10 protein-coding genes are annotated in these 13,575 nt (G+C 36.0%); 2 read left to right on the forward strand and 8 right to left on the reverse strand.

Going from position 1 to position 13,575, the window contains the following annotated elements:
* Positions 1 to 5 precede the first annotated feature (5 nt).
* The gene (gene ypfJ, locus J8H85_RS02435) at positions 6 to 905 is read right to left on the reverse strand and encodes a KPN_02809 family neutral zinc metallopeptidase (RefSeq protein ID WP_209652344.1); all 900 of its coding nucleotides are present in this window, start codon (positions 903 to 905) and stop codon (positions 6 to 8) included.
* Positions 906 to 1,108: 203 nt separating this feature from the next.
* Here ypfJ and J8H85_RS02440 point away from each other — a divergent pair, with 203 nt between their 5' ends.
* Entirely contained in the window at positions 1,109 to 2,212 is a 1,104-nt protein-coding gene (locus J8H85_RS02440) for a lipid II:glycine glycyltransferase FemX (protein WP_209652346.1), read from the forward strand.
* 63 nt (positions 2,213 to 2,275) lie between these two features.
* Here J8H85_RS02440 and J8H85_RS02445 read toward each other — a convergent pair whose 3' ends face one another.
* The 3 genes from J8H85_RS02445 to J8H85_RS02455 all read right to left on the reverse strand — a co-directional run bounded on the left by J8H85_RS02445 (position 2,276) and on the right by J8H85_RS02455 (position 5,254).
* The gene (locus J8H85_RS02445) at positions 2,276 to 3,316 is read right to left on the reverse strand and encodes an NADP(H)-dependent aldo-keto reductase (RefSeq protein ID WP_209652348.1); all 1,041 of its coding nucleotides are present in this window, start codon (positions 3,314 to 3,316) and stop codon (positions 2,276 to 2,278) included.
* 172 nt (positions 3,317 to 3,488) lie between these two features.
* On the reverse strand, positions 3,489 to 4,448 hold the full coding sequence (locus J8H85_RS02450; RefSeq protein ID WP_209652350.1) for an OmpA/MotB family protein: 960 nt from the start codon (positions 4,446 to 4,448) through the stop codon (positions 3,489 to 3,491).
* Positions 4,449 to 4,489: 41 nt separating this feature from the next.
* Entirely contained in the window at positions 4,490 to 5,254 is a 765-nt protein-coding gene (locus J8H85_RS02455; protein WP_209652352.1) for an exodeoxyribonuclease III, read from the reverse strand.
* A 279-nt stretch (positions 5,255 to 5,533) separates the two neighbouring features.
* Between J8H85_RS02455 and J8H85_RS02460 the strand changes: the two genes are divergently transcribed.
* A complete protein-coding gene (locus J8H85_RS02460) occupies positions 5,534 to 8,953 on the forward strand; it encodes a hypothetical protein (protein WP_209652354.1) in 3,420 nt (1,139 codons plus the stop codon).
* A 48-nt stretch (positions 8,954 to 9,001) separates the two neighbouring features.
* Here the strand turns inward: J8H85_RS02460 and J8H85_RS02465 are convergent, their stop codons facing one another.
* The 4 genes from J8H85_RS02465 to J8H85_RS02480 all read right to left on the reverse strand — a co-directional run bounded on the left by J8H85_RS02465 (position 9,002) and on the right by J8H85_RS02480 (position 13,465).
* Positions 9,002 to 9,925 (reverse strand): M28 family peptidase, encoded by a 924-nt coding sequence (locus tag J8H85_RS02465; RefSeq protein ID WP_209652356.1) that lies wholly within the window; start codon positions 9,923 to 9,925, stop codon positions 9,002 to 9,004.
* A gap of 82 nt (positions 9,926 to 10,007) precedes the next feature.
* The gene (locus J8H85_RS02470; RefSeq protein WP_209652358.1) at positions 10,008 to 10,751 is read right to left on the reverse strand and encodes a succinate dehydrogenase/fumarate reductase iron-sulfur subunit; all 744 of its coding nucleotides are present in this window, start codon (positions 10,749 to 10,751) and stop codon (positions 10,008 to 10,010) included.
* Positions 10,752 to 10,761: 10 nt separating this feature from the next.
* Entirely contained in the window at positions 10,762 to 12,774 is a 2,013-nt protein-coding gene (locus tag J8H85_RS02475; RefSeq protein ID WP_209652360.1) for a fumarate reductase/succinate dehydrogenase flavoprotein subunit, read from the reverse strand.
* A gap of 10 nt (positions 12,775 to 12,784) precedes the next feature.
* A complete protein-coding gene (locus J8H85_RS02480) occupies positions 12,785 to 13,465 on the reverse strand; it encodes a succinate dehydrogenase cytochrome b subunit (protein WP_209652362.1) in 681 nt (226 codons plus the stop codon).
* Positions 13,466 to 13,575 lie beyond the last annotated feature (110 nt).

A 13,575-nucleotide genomic window follows, 5' to 3' on the forward strand; every position in this document is an offset into this window, starting at 1 on the left:
ATTTTTTATAAGGAAGTCGCACTAAAGGTATCACCTTGCGATAAATCGCCTGTATCAAATCCTTTTTTAAACCATCGCATCCGTTGTGCCGAAGTGCCATGTGTGAACGAATCGGGTACTACCCTGCCACTCGATTGTTTTTGTAGTCTATCATCACCAATGGCATTGGCAGCATTCATAGCTTCTTCAAGATCGCCGGTTTCCATCATCTTCGTCATAGCTTGTGAGTGATGTGCCCAAACGCCTGCTAGAAAATCGGCTTGAAGTTCTAACATTACCGAGTATCTGTTATATTCGGTTTCGGAAACTTGCCCACGTAATCGGTTCATTTTATCGGTAGTTCCCATAATTTTTTGGATATGATGCCCAACCTCATGAGCAATTACATATGCTTGCGCAAAGTCTCCAGGCGCATTTAACCTTCTTTCCATTTCGTCAAAAAAACTTAAATCTATATATAATTTCTCGTCTCCTGGGCAATAAAATGGACCTGTAGCACTAGAAGCAGAACCACAAGCAGAGGAAACCGAACCAGTAAAAAGTACTAAAGTGGGCTCTCTGTAATTATCTAAAAGTTTATTCCAAACATCTTCAGTATTTGCTAAAATGGTAGCGCTAAACTGAGCCAACTCTTCATCTTCGGCACTAGGTTGATACGGTGCAGAAGTCTCGGTTGCTACACCTGCATTTAAAAGTTGCGTAATTAACGATAATGGGTTTTTACCCATTACTAAAGATACTATTATAAAACCCCCAACAATAAAAAGTCCTACTTTTGAAAAAAGAAGCTTAACTAATGGCGCTAGTAATGTAGGGTTATTAAATCCACCAATGCCCTGACCTGCACCACCTTTACCTCTACGATCATCAACATTATTACTTTGTCTTCTACCTTTCCATTTCATACGAACTAAAATAAAATTATGACTGATTTTTTGATTGCTTCAATTTACATATAATTTCGATATTATAAATTAATTACACGGAAGTTATTGTAAATTTCTACTAAAATTCGCATTTGAAATACCACTTTTTAGGCAAAAAAGTGAATCTAATTACATATGATTTTCAATTAAGTATATGATTCCTTAGTTTTGCCGCAAAAAAAATGATTTGTGAGTTAGAGCGAAAGGATATTGAAGAATTTAAAACAACAAACATATTGCCCCAAACACCTTTTTGGGGTCGCATAAAAAGCAATCAAGGATTTATACCACAAGGATTCGAGTTAACAATTTCTAAAAATCTATTAATAAGCAATGCCAGTTCTTTGGAAAAAGAAGTTGAAGACTTACTAATTCTAATTAAGTATGTAAATGATGACACCTGTATTGCTTACGTTCCATACGGTCCAAAATTAGAACCTACGTTTGAAAACCAAGGTTTGTTTTTAGAACAGTTATCGGAATCCATAAAACCACACTTACCTCCCAATTGCATCTTTATCCGCTACGATTTAATTTGGGAGAACCAATGGGCCACCGAAAAAGAATATTTTGACAATTCTGGCAATTGGGTTGGGCCACCACCTAACCAAACCCAAGAATTTAGAGTAAATTTTGGCACAAACAACTGGAACCTGCAAAAAAGCGTACAGGACAACCTACCTAAAAACACTTTTTTTCTTGATTTAACTCTAGACGAACAAGACTTACTATATAACATGCGATACAACACACGTTATAATGTAAAAAAAGCAAATAAAAAAGGTATTAAAGTTCGTGAATATGGCATAGAACATATAGATATATGGTATAAATTATACCTTGATACAGCCACTCGCCATGGTATGCCTTTACAAAATCAAGGGTTTTTTTCTACTATTTTAAAAAATCAGGATAATAGTAAAAATGGTGTTACCGTTAAAATGCTCATGGCCGATATTGATGGTAAATTTCTTTCTTCTATGTTCTTAGTTTTGTCGAAAAAGAGAGGTACTTATTTATATGGGGCTTCTAAATCTTCTAAAAAGAATGCCATGGCAAGTTATGCATTGCAATGGGAATCTATACGCATGGCAAAAGCTTGGGGTTGTACAGAATACGACATGTTTGGCTCTGCACCCAATTTAAACCGATCTCATCCACTACATGGCGTACATATTTACAAAAAAGGATTTGGTGGCGACCTCTACCATAGAATGGGATGCTGGGACTACCCTTACAATAAGAAACTTTACGATTTATATAAATTACAAGAAGCAATGAATTAACCTAAAGCGGAAAACAAAAAAAGCTTAGTCCTGCTAAGCTTTTTTGTTTTTATAACTATAAAACTACGTTGCAGGATTAGGAATCTGTGCATGTACCGCATTAATCTGCTCAAGAATCTCATCGCTTAATATTATATGTATTGAATTGATGTTTTCTTTAAGTTGTTCTAAAGTAGTCGCACCAATAATATTACTGGTTACAAAGGGTTGTTGGTTTACAAAAGCCAAACTCATTTGTGCTAAACTCATACCATGATCTTCCGCTATTTTTAAATAGCGTTTGGTAGCTTCAGTACTTTGTTCGCTGCTGTAACGTGCAAATCTGGGAAACAATTTGAGTCTTGCATTATCAGCCGCTGTGCCTTTTATGTACTTCCCTGAAAGTACTCCAAATGCCATAGGCGAATAAGCTAACAATCCAATATTTTCACGCATGGAAATTTCAGCCATATCACCTTCATAACCTCTGTTTATTAAAGAATATGCGTTTTGAATGGTTTTCATTCGTGGTAAACTGTGGTGTTTAGATTCTTCTAGATAGCGCATGGTGCCCCAAGCTTTTTCGTTTGAAATACCAACGTGTTTGATTTTGCCCATTTTAATTTGTTCATCTAAACCATGAAGCACTTCATTAAAATTGTCTGTCCAACTATCGTTTGGATTATGTTTATAATCGCGTGTACTGAAGGTATTGGTTTCGCGCTCTGGCCAATGTATTTGGTATAAATCAATATAATCGGTTTGGAGGCGTTTCAACTCATTATCTACAGCTTCTTTTATGGATTTTGAAGTTATTCCAGTCGTTCGAATATGCGCGGTATAGTCGCTTGGGCGTCCTACAATTTTGCTTGCTACAACCACTTTATCTCGATTGCCTGTTTTTTTCAACCAAGTGCCTATAATTTTGCTTGTAGCGCCTTGCGTTTCTGGACTTGCTGGTACTGGGTACATTTCGGCAGTGTCTATGAAGTTAACTCCGTTCTCAAAGGCATAATCTAGTTGTGCATGTCCTTCGGCTTCGGTGTTTTGGTTGCCCCAAGTCATAGAACCTAGGCATATTTTACTAACTTTTATATCGGTTTTTGGTATGGTGGTGTATTTCATTTTTAGATTGTTAGACTGCTTAGATATTTAGATTACTAGACAGTTCTTTATGTTTTTAAATAAGATGTTAAAGATAAAAAAACCTTTCAAGTTTAATTATACTTGAAAGGTTTTAAAATTATTATAAACATTTATTAGTAGATTCCTGCCTTCGCAGGAATGACAAAAAAAATTAATTATCTTTTAATAATTTTGAAAGCTCGTCTAACTTTGGTGTTAAAATAACTTCGATACGACGGTTTTTTGCTCTTCCTTCTGGCGTGTCGTTGGTGGCAACTGGTGCAAACTCACCACGGCCAGCGGCGGTTAAGTTTTCGGCATTTATAGAGGCGTTTTCGCGTAAAATATTAACGATGGCGGTGGCGCGTTTGGTTGATAAATCCCAGTTGCCCACTATTTGCCCACTGCCTTGATACGGTACGTTATCGGTATGTCCTTCAATTAAAATGGCGATATCCGGGTTGTTTGCCAAAACATTTCCTAATTGCTGTACGGCTCTACGTCCTTCGGTACCCACGGCCCAACTTCCAGAACTGAACAATAATTTGTTTTCCATTGAAACGTACACTTTCCCATCGCGCTGCTCTACGGTTAAACCTTTGCCTTCAAAATCGGTTAAAGCTTTAGAAATAGCGTCTTTTAAGGCTGTCATAGCCGCATCTTTATCGGAAATCACTTTTTCAAGTTCTGCTACTCGGTTTGAACGGTCTTGTAATTGTTTTTTAAGATTTTCCAATCGTTGGTTTTCATCTGCTAGGGCTTGCTCTTTAGCTTCTAACTGCGCTAATAACTCTCTGTTTTTTTCAGAGTTGGCACTAATTGAGGCTGAACTGTTTTTTTCTAAAGCATCGTAAGATGATTTAAGTGCCTCCAAATTTGCTTTGGTTGCATCGTAATCACTTTGTAATTTATTACGTTGCGCCAAGGTTTCTGAATAGTCTGCCCTTAGTTGTTTCAACTCGTTTTCAGCTTTTGTTTTATCGAAAAGCAAATCTTCATTTTCGTCCGAAAGTTTTCTATTAGCTTGTTTTAAATTGGCGTATTTATTTTCTAAATCTTTATAAATTTTAGGCGAAACACATGAGGTTACAAGTATTAATGCTAGTGCGATTAAGGAAATTCTTTTTATCATTTTTTTTTGATTTCTTTATGGGTTGAGTTATAATACTGGGTTTAATTTTCTATTTCTAATAAAATGGGACAATGATCGCTATGAACTGCATCCGACAATATAACGGCTCTTTTAATCTTTTCTTGCATTGTATTTGAAACCATGGCATAATCTAATCGCCAACCTTTGTTGTTGGCCCGAGAGTTGGCTCGGTAACTCCACCACGTATATTGATGGGGTTCTTTGTTTAAATGACGGAAAGAATCGGTAAATCCGTTATTTATAAATGCGCCTATCCATTTACGTTCGGCTGGTAAAAACCCAGAAACGTTGCTCAAGCCTTTCGGGTTGTGAATGTCGATTTCTTCATGGCAAATGTTGTAATCGCCACAAATAATTAAATTAGGTATTTCGGATCTTAGAGTAGTAATGTATTCTTGAAACATATCCATGTATTCAAATTTATGGCCTAATCGCGCATCATTGGTTCCTGAAGGCAAATACAAACTCATTACTGAAACACCATCAAAATCGGCCCTAAGGTTTCTACCTTCAAAATCCATGGAAGCAATTCCTGTGCCATATTCTACATGATTTGGTTTTATTTTACTTAAAATGGCAACACCACTATATCCTTTTTTTTGAGCACTAAACCAATAATTGTAATTGTAACCTGCTTCAACGAAAATATCTAAATCCAATTGCTCTTTTAAAGCCTTAATTTCTTGTAAGCAAATAACATCGGGATTAGCACTTTTTAACCAATCTATAAACCCTTTATTTAATGCTGCACGAATACCATTTACGTTGTATGAGATTATTTTCATTTACTTTGTTTTTATGAGGAGGCTGTCTGAAAAGTGTAATTCTTTGTCATATTGAGCTTGTCGAAATATTTTAAATTATTGATAATCATTATCGGTTTCGACATGCTCAACCTGACAAAGTGAATATAATACACTTTTCAGACAGCCTCAACTCGTTTTAAAAAACGAGTTAATTTCAGCTAAAATAAATAATGCGTTACTTTTACACTATTATTTTATAGCACTTTTAACGAAATCTATTAACAAAATATTTTAAACTATTTGAAGTTTAAGTATGTAATGAAGTTTATAACCTGCCTTTTTGTTTTTTTTATTGGATTTTGTGGTATGTCGCAGAATCCGGTTTCAAACTATAGAACTAAAAAAGTTGCTGTAAACGATTCTATTGTAATAGATAGCGTAAGTATCAATTCAAACTACTTTTCAATTAAAACAAAATACAATACGGTTATAGATTCTTCTTTTTATAGGGTTGATTTTAAAAAAGCCCTTTTAATATTTGTACAACCTGTTGAAACCGATTCCATCATCATCAATTACTTAAAATATCCCGAGTTTTTAACTAAAACATACCAGCAATTAGACGACAAAATTATTGTTAAGAACACCGACAACCTTCAAAAGCTTTATCAACTCTCACAACCTAATGATTCTAAAAATTACATTCCTTTTGATGGGTTAACAACTTCGGGAAGTATCTCTCGCGGAGTTACCATTGGAAACAATCAAAACTCTGTTTTAAATAGCGAACTGGATTTACAAATTTCAGGGAAATTGAGTGAAAAAGTATCGCTTCGAGCTTCCATTCAAGATGCCAATATCCCACTGCAAGAAAGTGGATATAGCCAACGACTGGATGAATTCGACCAAGTTTTTATTGAATTGTATAGCGACCAATGGAACATTCGTGCAGGTGACATTGACTTGCAAAATACCGATTCTTACTTTGCTAACTTTTCTAAACGCGTACAAGGATTGTCTGTAAACGTGAAATTGGGCGATGAAGATGCACAAACCAATGTATTTGGTGCTGGCGCTTTGGTGCGTGGGCAGTTTACCAGAAGCACCTTTAAAGCTCAAGAAGGCAATCAAGGTCCATACAAATTGCAAGGGCAAAATGGCGAATTATTCGTGCTTATAGTGTCTGGTAGTGAAACCGTTTACGTCAATGGTATTGTGGCGCAACGTGGTGAAGATAAAGATTATATTATCGATTATAATGCGGGTGAAATTATATTCAACTCCACCTTCCCCATGACGTCTGAAATGCGTATTACCGTCGATTATCAATATAGCGAACGCAACTATTCGCGCTTAGTGGCATATGGTGGTGGGCGGTTTGAAAGTCAAAAATTGAATATTGGGGTTTCTGTGTATTCTGAAAATGATGCTAAAAACCAACCCTTACAACAAAATTTATCGGAAGCACAAGTACAAATTCTAACAAATGCTGGAGATGATAGAACGCAAATGGTAGCGCCTTCAGAAGTTTTAGAATCCTATAGCGATAATAGAATTTTGTATAAAAAAGAACTTATTGGTGGGGTTGAAGCTTTTGTATTTTCTAACAATCCGGATGACACACTATATCGTGTTACGTTTTCACAAGTGGGTGCCAACCAAGGCGATTACGTTTTACAAAGCAGCAATGCCATTAATAATATTTATGAATATGCTGGCACTTTACAAGGTAACTACGCACCCATTGTTCAATTGATTGCGCCAACAAAACTTCAAATAGCGGTTGTTAACGGAAACTATACCCCAACCGAAAAAACCGATGTTGGTTTTGAAATAGCCGCCAGCAAAAACGATTTAAACCTGTTTTCAAGTTTAGACGATGGCAACAATAATGGGTTTGCAGGTAAACTTAAAGTATCTCAAGACCTTATTGAAAATGACAGTTTATGGAATTTGAACGTGTTTGCCGATGGCGATTTCATTCAAAAGAACTTCAAAACCATTGAGCGTTTGTATAATGCTGAATTTAATAGAGATTGGAACTTAGATGATACCTCTTCAACCTCAAACATCATACTTGGCAACCAATCCTTAATTACATCTGGATTGCGTTTAAACCATGCTAAAAAAGGATTTGCTACCTATCAATTTGAACATTTGGGTTATTCTGAAAATTTTAATGGTAACCGACATGTTTTCAATGCCAACTTAATGCTTCATAAATTTAGAATTGCATCGTATTCCAGTTTTTTAAATGCCACTTCCAACACCAATACCTCCACATTTTTAAGATCTTCAAATACTGTTGCCTATAGTATGGAAAAAAGTTGGCTGGGAACTAAATTGGCCATTGAAGACAACGAACAAAAAACTGTTGACACCCAAGAATTGACTGATTTAAGTCAGAAATTCAAATCATACGAAGTATTTTTTGGCGTGGGCGATAGCACCAAAATTTTCACCGAAATTGGGTACAAAAACCGCGTGAACGACAGTATTCGAAACAACCAACTACAAAAAGTAAATACTTCAAATACTTTTTATTTAGATACACGTCTGGTTCAAAACACAAATACGAATTTATCGCTTTTCGCCAATTACCGAACTTTAAAAAGTGCTGATGAAGGTATCGATGATGAAAAATCCATCAACTCCAGATTGCAGTTCAACCAAAAATTATTCAAACAACTTGTACAATGGAATACGCTTTTTGAAACCAATTCTGGAACCTTGCCACAACAAGATTTTACCTATGTAGAAGTAGAACCCGGACAAGGAACCTATACGTGGATAGATTACAATGAAAACGGCATACAAGAATTGGAAGAGTTTGAAATAGCCCAATTTCAAGACCAAGGCAAATACATTCGGGTGCTTTTACCCAACCAAGTTTACATAAAAACGCATCAAAACAGGTTGAGTCAAACCTTAACTATCAATCCGTCGCAATGGTCGGTTAGTGAGAATAAAACCCAAAAGTTCTGGTCGCATTTTTACAACCAAACCAGTTATTTGGTAGATAGAAAATTAAAACGTAAAGGAAGTGGTTTTAATTTGAATCCGTTTGAAAGCGACGAAGAAAACCAATTAGGATTGCAATTAAATTTCAGAAACGTGCTGTTTTTCAATAGAGGGAAGCAACATTACACCACATCGTACACCTTTCTTTCAAACAGAACCCGCAACATTCTATCTATTGGGTTTATTGAAAACGGACTGAAAAGCCATCAGTTTAACTTCAACCATAAAATTGCTCAAAGCTGGTTAATAACCTTGCAATCTGATTTTGGAACCAATGAAAGTTTGAGTGAAAATTTTGTAAGCAAGAATTATAATTTTGATGAAAGCCGCTTCAACCCTAAACTATCGTATTTATTTAATGATAATTCCAGGTTTGATATCTTCTACCAACATGCCAGCAAAGAAAATACCATAGGTGGTTTAGAAACCTTAAACCAACAAAAATACGGCACCTCTTTTACGTTTGCAGGCAGCCCAAAAAACTCCATAATAGGTGAGTTTAACTTTTTCTCCAATACCTTTGAAGGCAATGCGAACACACCTGTTTCCTACCAAATGTTGGAAGGTTTACAACCCGGAAAAAACTTTACTTGGAGTTTGTTGGCACAGAAAAAACTAACCGATTTTTTAGACCTAAACCTAAGTTACTTTGGAAGAAAAACCGAAACCAGTAGAACCATTCATACGGGAACAGTTCAATTGAAAGCTTATTTTTAAAGTTAAATATACCCCAAGGTTTTGAAAACCTTACAGATATTAAAACTTCTAAAAGTTTAGTTGATCTATTTTTTTAAAAACGGATATGATAACCTTTACGGCCTCAATATAAAATTCTGGTTGGATATTCTCATAATCATCAGTTGGTTTGTGGTAATCTTCATGGTCGTCAACACCAAAATACAAGAATGGAATGCCTTTTTTATGAAAGTTAGCATGATCGGAAGCATAGGTCCAATTGTCTTTCCAGTTACCTTCATCATGACCTGCTAAAAAATTTATTTTTTTGGAATAGCTGTGGTTTGTAACAACTTGTTTCAAAGTTTCGTTATGAACTGTGCCAACTGCAAACAATTCGTTGGTATCGCTTCGGCTAATCATGTCCATATTCAGGTTTACCATAATTTGTTTAAGAGGAATAATGGAATGATTCACAAAGTATTTAGACCCTTGTAATCCCAATTCTTCGGCATCAAAAGCCGCCAAAATAACCGAATGTTTTGGGGGATGGGTTCTAAAATATTCAGCAAAACTAAACAGGGCACTGGTACCTGAAGCATTATCATCTGTACCATTAAAAATGTTTCCATTTTTAACACCTTCATGGTCGTAATGCGCACTAACAACAATATATTTATGTGGGTATGTTGTTCCTTTTATATATCCTAAAACATTTTTACCTTCATAGCGCTTACCAGCTTCGGTAAACGAAAAGGACTGTAAATAGTCTTTTCCTAAAGGCAAAACATCAAATAACATAAACTGATTGATAATGTACTTTTCAGCCTTTAAAGCACCATTTGTTCCTGTTCTTCTGCCCTCAAAAGCATCAGATGATAATGTTTTTATATGTTGAAGCAACATCGTTTCAGAAAACAATGACGCATTAGGAATATCATGGTTTATGGTTTGTGCATCACACGGTATGCCCAAAAGATATACCAATACAAATAGGCATAGCGTTTTTTTCATTTTTAAGAATTAAGCAACCAAATCTAAATAAAAAACCCAAGCAAAAGCCTGGGTTCTATTTATTATCGATGAAAGGTAGGTTTTAAGACAAACTCGCTTTCATTAACTCTCTATTCATACGAGCGATATTATCTAACGAAATGCCTTTTGGACATTCAATTTCGCAAGCACCGGTGTTGGTACAGTTTCCAAAACCTTCCAAATCCATTTGTGCCACCATGTTACGAACACGATCTGCAGCTTCAACTTGTCCTTGAGGCAACAACGCATATTGCGATACTTTTGCTCCAACAAACAACATAGCAGATGAGTTTTTACACGTAGCTACACAGGCACCACAACCTATACAGGTTGCTGCATCCATAGCTTCATCGGCAGCATGTTTAGAAATTGGAATAGAGTTGGCATCCTGTGTGTTTCCTGAAGTATTTACAGAAATATATCCTCCAGCCTGTTGGATACGCTCAAAAGAGCTTCTATCTACTACTAAATCTTTTATGACTGGAAATGCAGTTGCTCTAAATGGTTCAATAGTTATAGTATCACCATCTTTAAACATACGCATGTGTAACTGACAGGTTGTTACGCCTCTATCCGGACCATGTGCTTCACCGTTAATGTACATAGAACACATACCGCAAATACCCTCACGACAATCGTGATCGAAAGCCACTGGTTCTTCGCCAGTATTTACCAATTGCTCATTCAAAACATCCATCATTTCAAGAAAAGACATATGTTCTGAAATATCAGTTACTTTATAATCGACCATTTGACCCTTTGATTTTGAGTCTTTCTGTCTCCAAATTTTAAGTGTTAAATTCATAATGTCTTTCTTATTTGTATGAACGTTGTTTTAGTTCAATATCTTTAAACTCTAATATTTCTTTATGTAAAACGGCATCGGCAGGTTCGCCTTTGTATTCCCAAGCAGCTACGTAAGCGTAATCTTTATCATTACGTTTAGCTTCACCTTTTTGTTCACCATCCAATTCAACCGATTCTTCTCTAAAATGACCACCACAAGATTCGTTTCTATTAAGAGCATCTTTAGCGAATAACTCACCTAGCTCTAGAAAATCGGCTACACGACCCGCTTTTTCCAATTCAGGATTCATTTCGTTTGCAGAACCAGGTACTTTTACATTTTTCCAGAAATCTTCACGTAAAGCTTTAATTTCCGTCATCGCTTCTTTTAAACCTTGCTCGTTACGAGACATACCGCATTTATCCCACATAATTTTTCCTAACTTTTTGTGGTAATAATCTACAGAGTTCGTTCCCTTATTGTTTATGAAGAAATTGATTCTATCGGTTACTTCTTTTTCAGCTTCCTCAAATTCTGGTGTGTTGGTTGGAATTTTACCAGTTCTAATTTCGTTAGATAAGTAATCCCCAATGGTATATGGTAATACAAAATATCCATCTGCCAGTCCTTGCATTAAGGCTGAAGCACCAAGTCTATTTGCACCATGCTCAGAGAAATTAGCTTCACCAATACAATACAACCCATCAACTGTGGTCATTAAGTTGTAATCTACCCAAACTCCTCCCATGGTATAATGGGTTGCAGGGTAAATCATCATTGGCGTTTCGTATGGGTTCTCATCAACGATTTTCTCATACATTTGGAATAAGTTTCCGTATTTCTCTTCAACAATGGCTTGACCTAATTCGTATATTTTAGCATCCGAAGGATTTTCAATATTTTGAATTTTAGCTTGCGTTTTTCCATAACGCGTAATTGCCGAAGCAAAATCTAAAAATACAGCTTCACCAGTAGCATTCACTCCATAACCAGCATCGCAACGCTCTTTAGCAGCGCGAGATGCTACATCACGAGGTACTAAGTTACCAAATGCAGGATAACGACGCTCTAAGAAATAATCTCTATCTTCTTCTGCAATATCAGTTGGCTTTATTTTACGTTGTTGTAATGCTTTTGAATCTTCAATCTTTTTTGGAACCCAAATACGCCCATCGTTACGTAACGATTCAGACATCAATGTTAATTTCGATTGATAATCGCCTGAGCGTGGAATACATGTTGGGTGAATTTGCGTAAAGCAAGGGTTAGCAAAAAACGCACCTTTTTTATGTATTTTCCAAGCAGCAGTGGCGTTACTTCCCATAGCATTTGTTGATAGGAAATATACATTTCCATAACCTCCAGTAGCTATTACAACAGCATGTGCCGAATGTCTTTCAATTTCACCTGTAACTAAATTACGAGCGATAATACCACGTGCTTTACCATCAATTTTAACAACGTCCAACATTTCGTGGCGGTTGAACATCTCAATTTTACCGCGAGCAATTTGTCTGTTCATAGCAGAATAAGCCCCTAATAATAACTGTTGTCCTGTTTGACCTTTAGCATAAAAGGTTCTTGAAACCAATACACCACCAAATGAACGGTTATCTAACAACCCTCCATAATCACGTGCAAAAGGAACCCCTTGAGCCACACATTGGTCGATAATATTAGCAGATACTTCAGCCAAACGGTACACGTTGGCTTCACGCGAACGGTAATCGCCACCTTTTACAGTATCGTAAAACAATCTATATGTTGAATCGCCATCACCTTGATAGTTTTTAGCTGCATTAATACCTCCTTGAGCCGCAATAGAGTGCGCACGACGAGGTGAATCTTGATAAGCAAATGCCTTTACATTATAACCTAGCTCTGCTAAAGTGGCTGCAGCAGACCCGCCAGCTAAACCAGTACCCACAACAATAATATCGATATGACGCTTATTTGCAGGATTTACAAGATTGATATGATTTTTATAATCTGTCCATTTATCTTTTAAAGGACCGTGTGGTATTTTTGAATCTAATGCCATATATCTGAGATTAATGGTGATTTAAATGATGAAAAAGCGCAATAAATATGAAACCTAAAGGTATCGCTATGGAATAAATTCTACCAATGGTTTGCAAACGCTTTTTACGAATTGTGGAAGCACCCATAGATTGAAATGCCGAGGTAAAACCATGCAATAAATGCAATGCCAAAAACACAAAAGCCAAAACATAGGCCGCAACTCTAATCGGGTTTTCAAATTTTACTTGCAGTTCATGAAAATAGCGATAACCATCAACAAGTTCATGTCCGCCAGTCCAGTCGCCCTTTATATATTTGGCGTTAATTTCTGGAAACCAGAAGTCAATAAAATGTAAAATGATAAACGCCAGAATAGCAATACCACTGTAAATCATGTTTCTACTCATCCATGTAGAATTTGCTGAACCATTGTTCTTCACGTAAGAAATAGTTCTTGCTTGTTTGTTCCTTATTTCTAAAATAAAGCCCATAACAAAATGGAAAACAACACCAAAAATCAAAATGGGCTGCATTACAAATTGAATTAACCAATTGGTTCCCATAAAGTGAGACACCTCGTTAAAAAGGTCGCCACTGAAAACTGATAAAAGGTTAATTGCAAAATGTTGAAGTAAGAAAAACATGAGGAAAAAAGCTGAAAGCGCCATGGCTACTTTTCTTCCGATTGAAGATTTAAAAAATCCGCTCATTAGTTAATTTGTTAAGTATAGTTTACAAATGTAATTTACAATAAATTCATAGGCAAAAAGTTAAGCTGTAAAATTATAATTTAGAATAATTATAAGTAATAATACTTAGT

It is taken from the genome of Mariniflexile gromovii (assembly GCF_017814435.1).
Classification (GTDB): domain Bacteria; phylum Bacteroidota; class Bacteroidia; order Flavobacteriales; family Flavobacteriaceae; genus Mariniflexile; species Mariniflexile gromovii.

Coding starts and splice junctions, on each gene's coding strand:
- ypfJ (WP_209652344.1), bottom strand. CDS start 905: ATGAAATGGAAAGGTAGAAGACAAAGTAATAATGTTGATGATCGTAGA.
- J8H85_RS02440 (WP_209652346.1), top strand. CDS start 1,109: ATGATTTGTGAGTTAGAGCGAAAGGATATTGAAGAATTTAAAACAACA.
- J8H85_RS02445 (WP_209652348.1), bottom strand. CDS start 3,316: ATGAAATACACCACCATACCAAAAACCGATATAAAAGTTAGTAAAATA.
- J8H85_RS02450 (WP_209652350.1), bottom strand. CDS start 4,448: ATGATAAAAAGAATTTCCTTAATCGCACTAGCATTAATACTTGTAACC.
- J8H85_RS02455 (WP_209652352.1), bottom strand. CDS start 5,254: ATGAAAATAATCTCATACAACGTAAATGGTATTCGTGCAGCATTAAAT.
- J8H85_RS02460 (WP_209652354.1), top strand. CDS start 5,534: ATGAAGTTTATAACCTGCCTTTTTGTTTTTTTTATTGGATTTTGTGGT.
- J8H85_RS02465 (WP_209652356.1), bottom strand. CDS start 9,925: ATGAAAAAAACGCTATGCCTATTTGTATTGGTATATCTTTTGGGCATA.
- J8H85_RS02470 (WP_209652358.1), bottom strand. CDS start 10,751: ATGAATTTAACACTTAAAATTTGGAGACAGAAAGACTCAAAATCAAAG.
- J8H85_RS02475 (WP_209652360.1), bottom strand. CDS start 12,774: ATGGCATTAGATTCAAAAATACCACACGGTCCTTTAAAAGATAAATGG.
- J8H85_RS02480 (WP_209652362.1), bottom strand. CDS start 13,465: ATGAGCGGATTTTTTAAATCTTCAATCGGAAGAAAAGTAGCCATGGCG.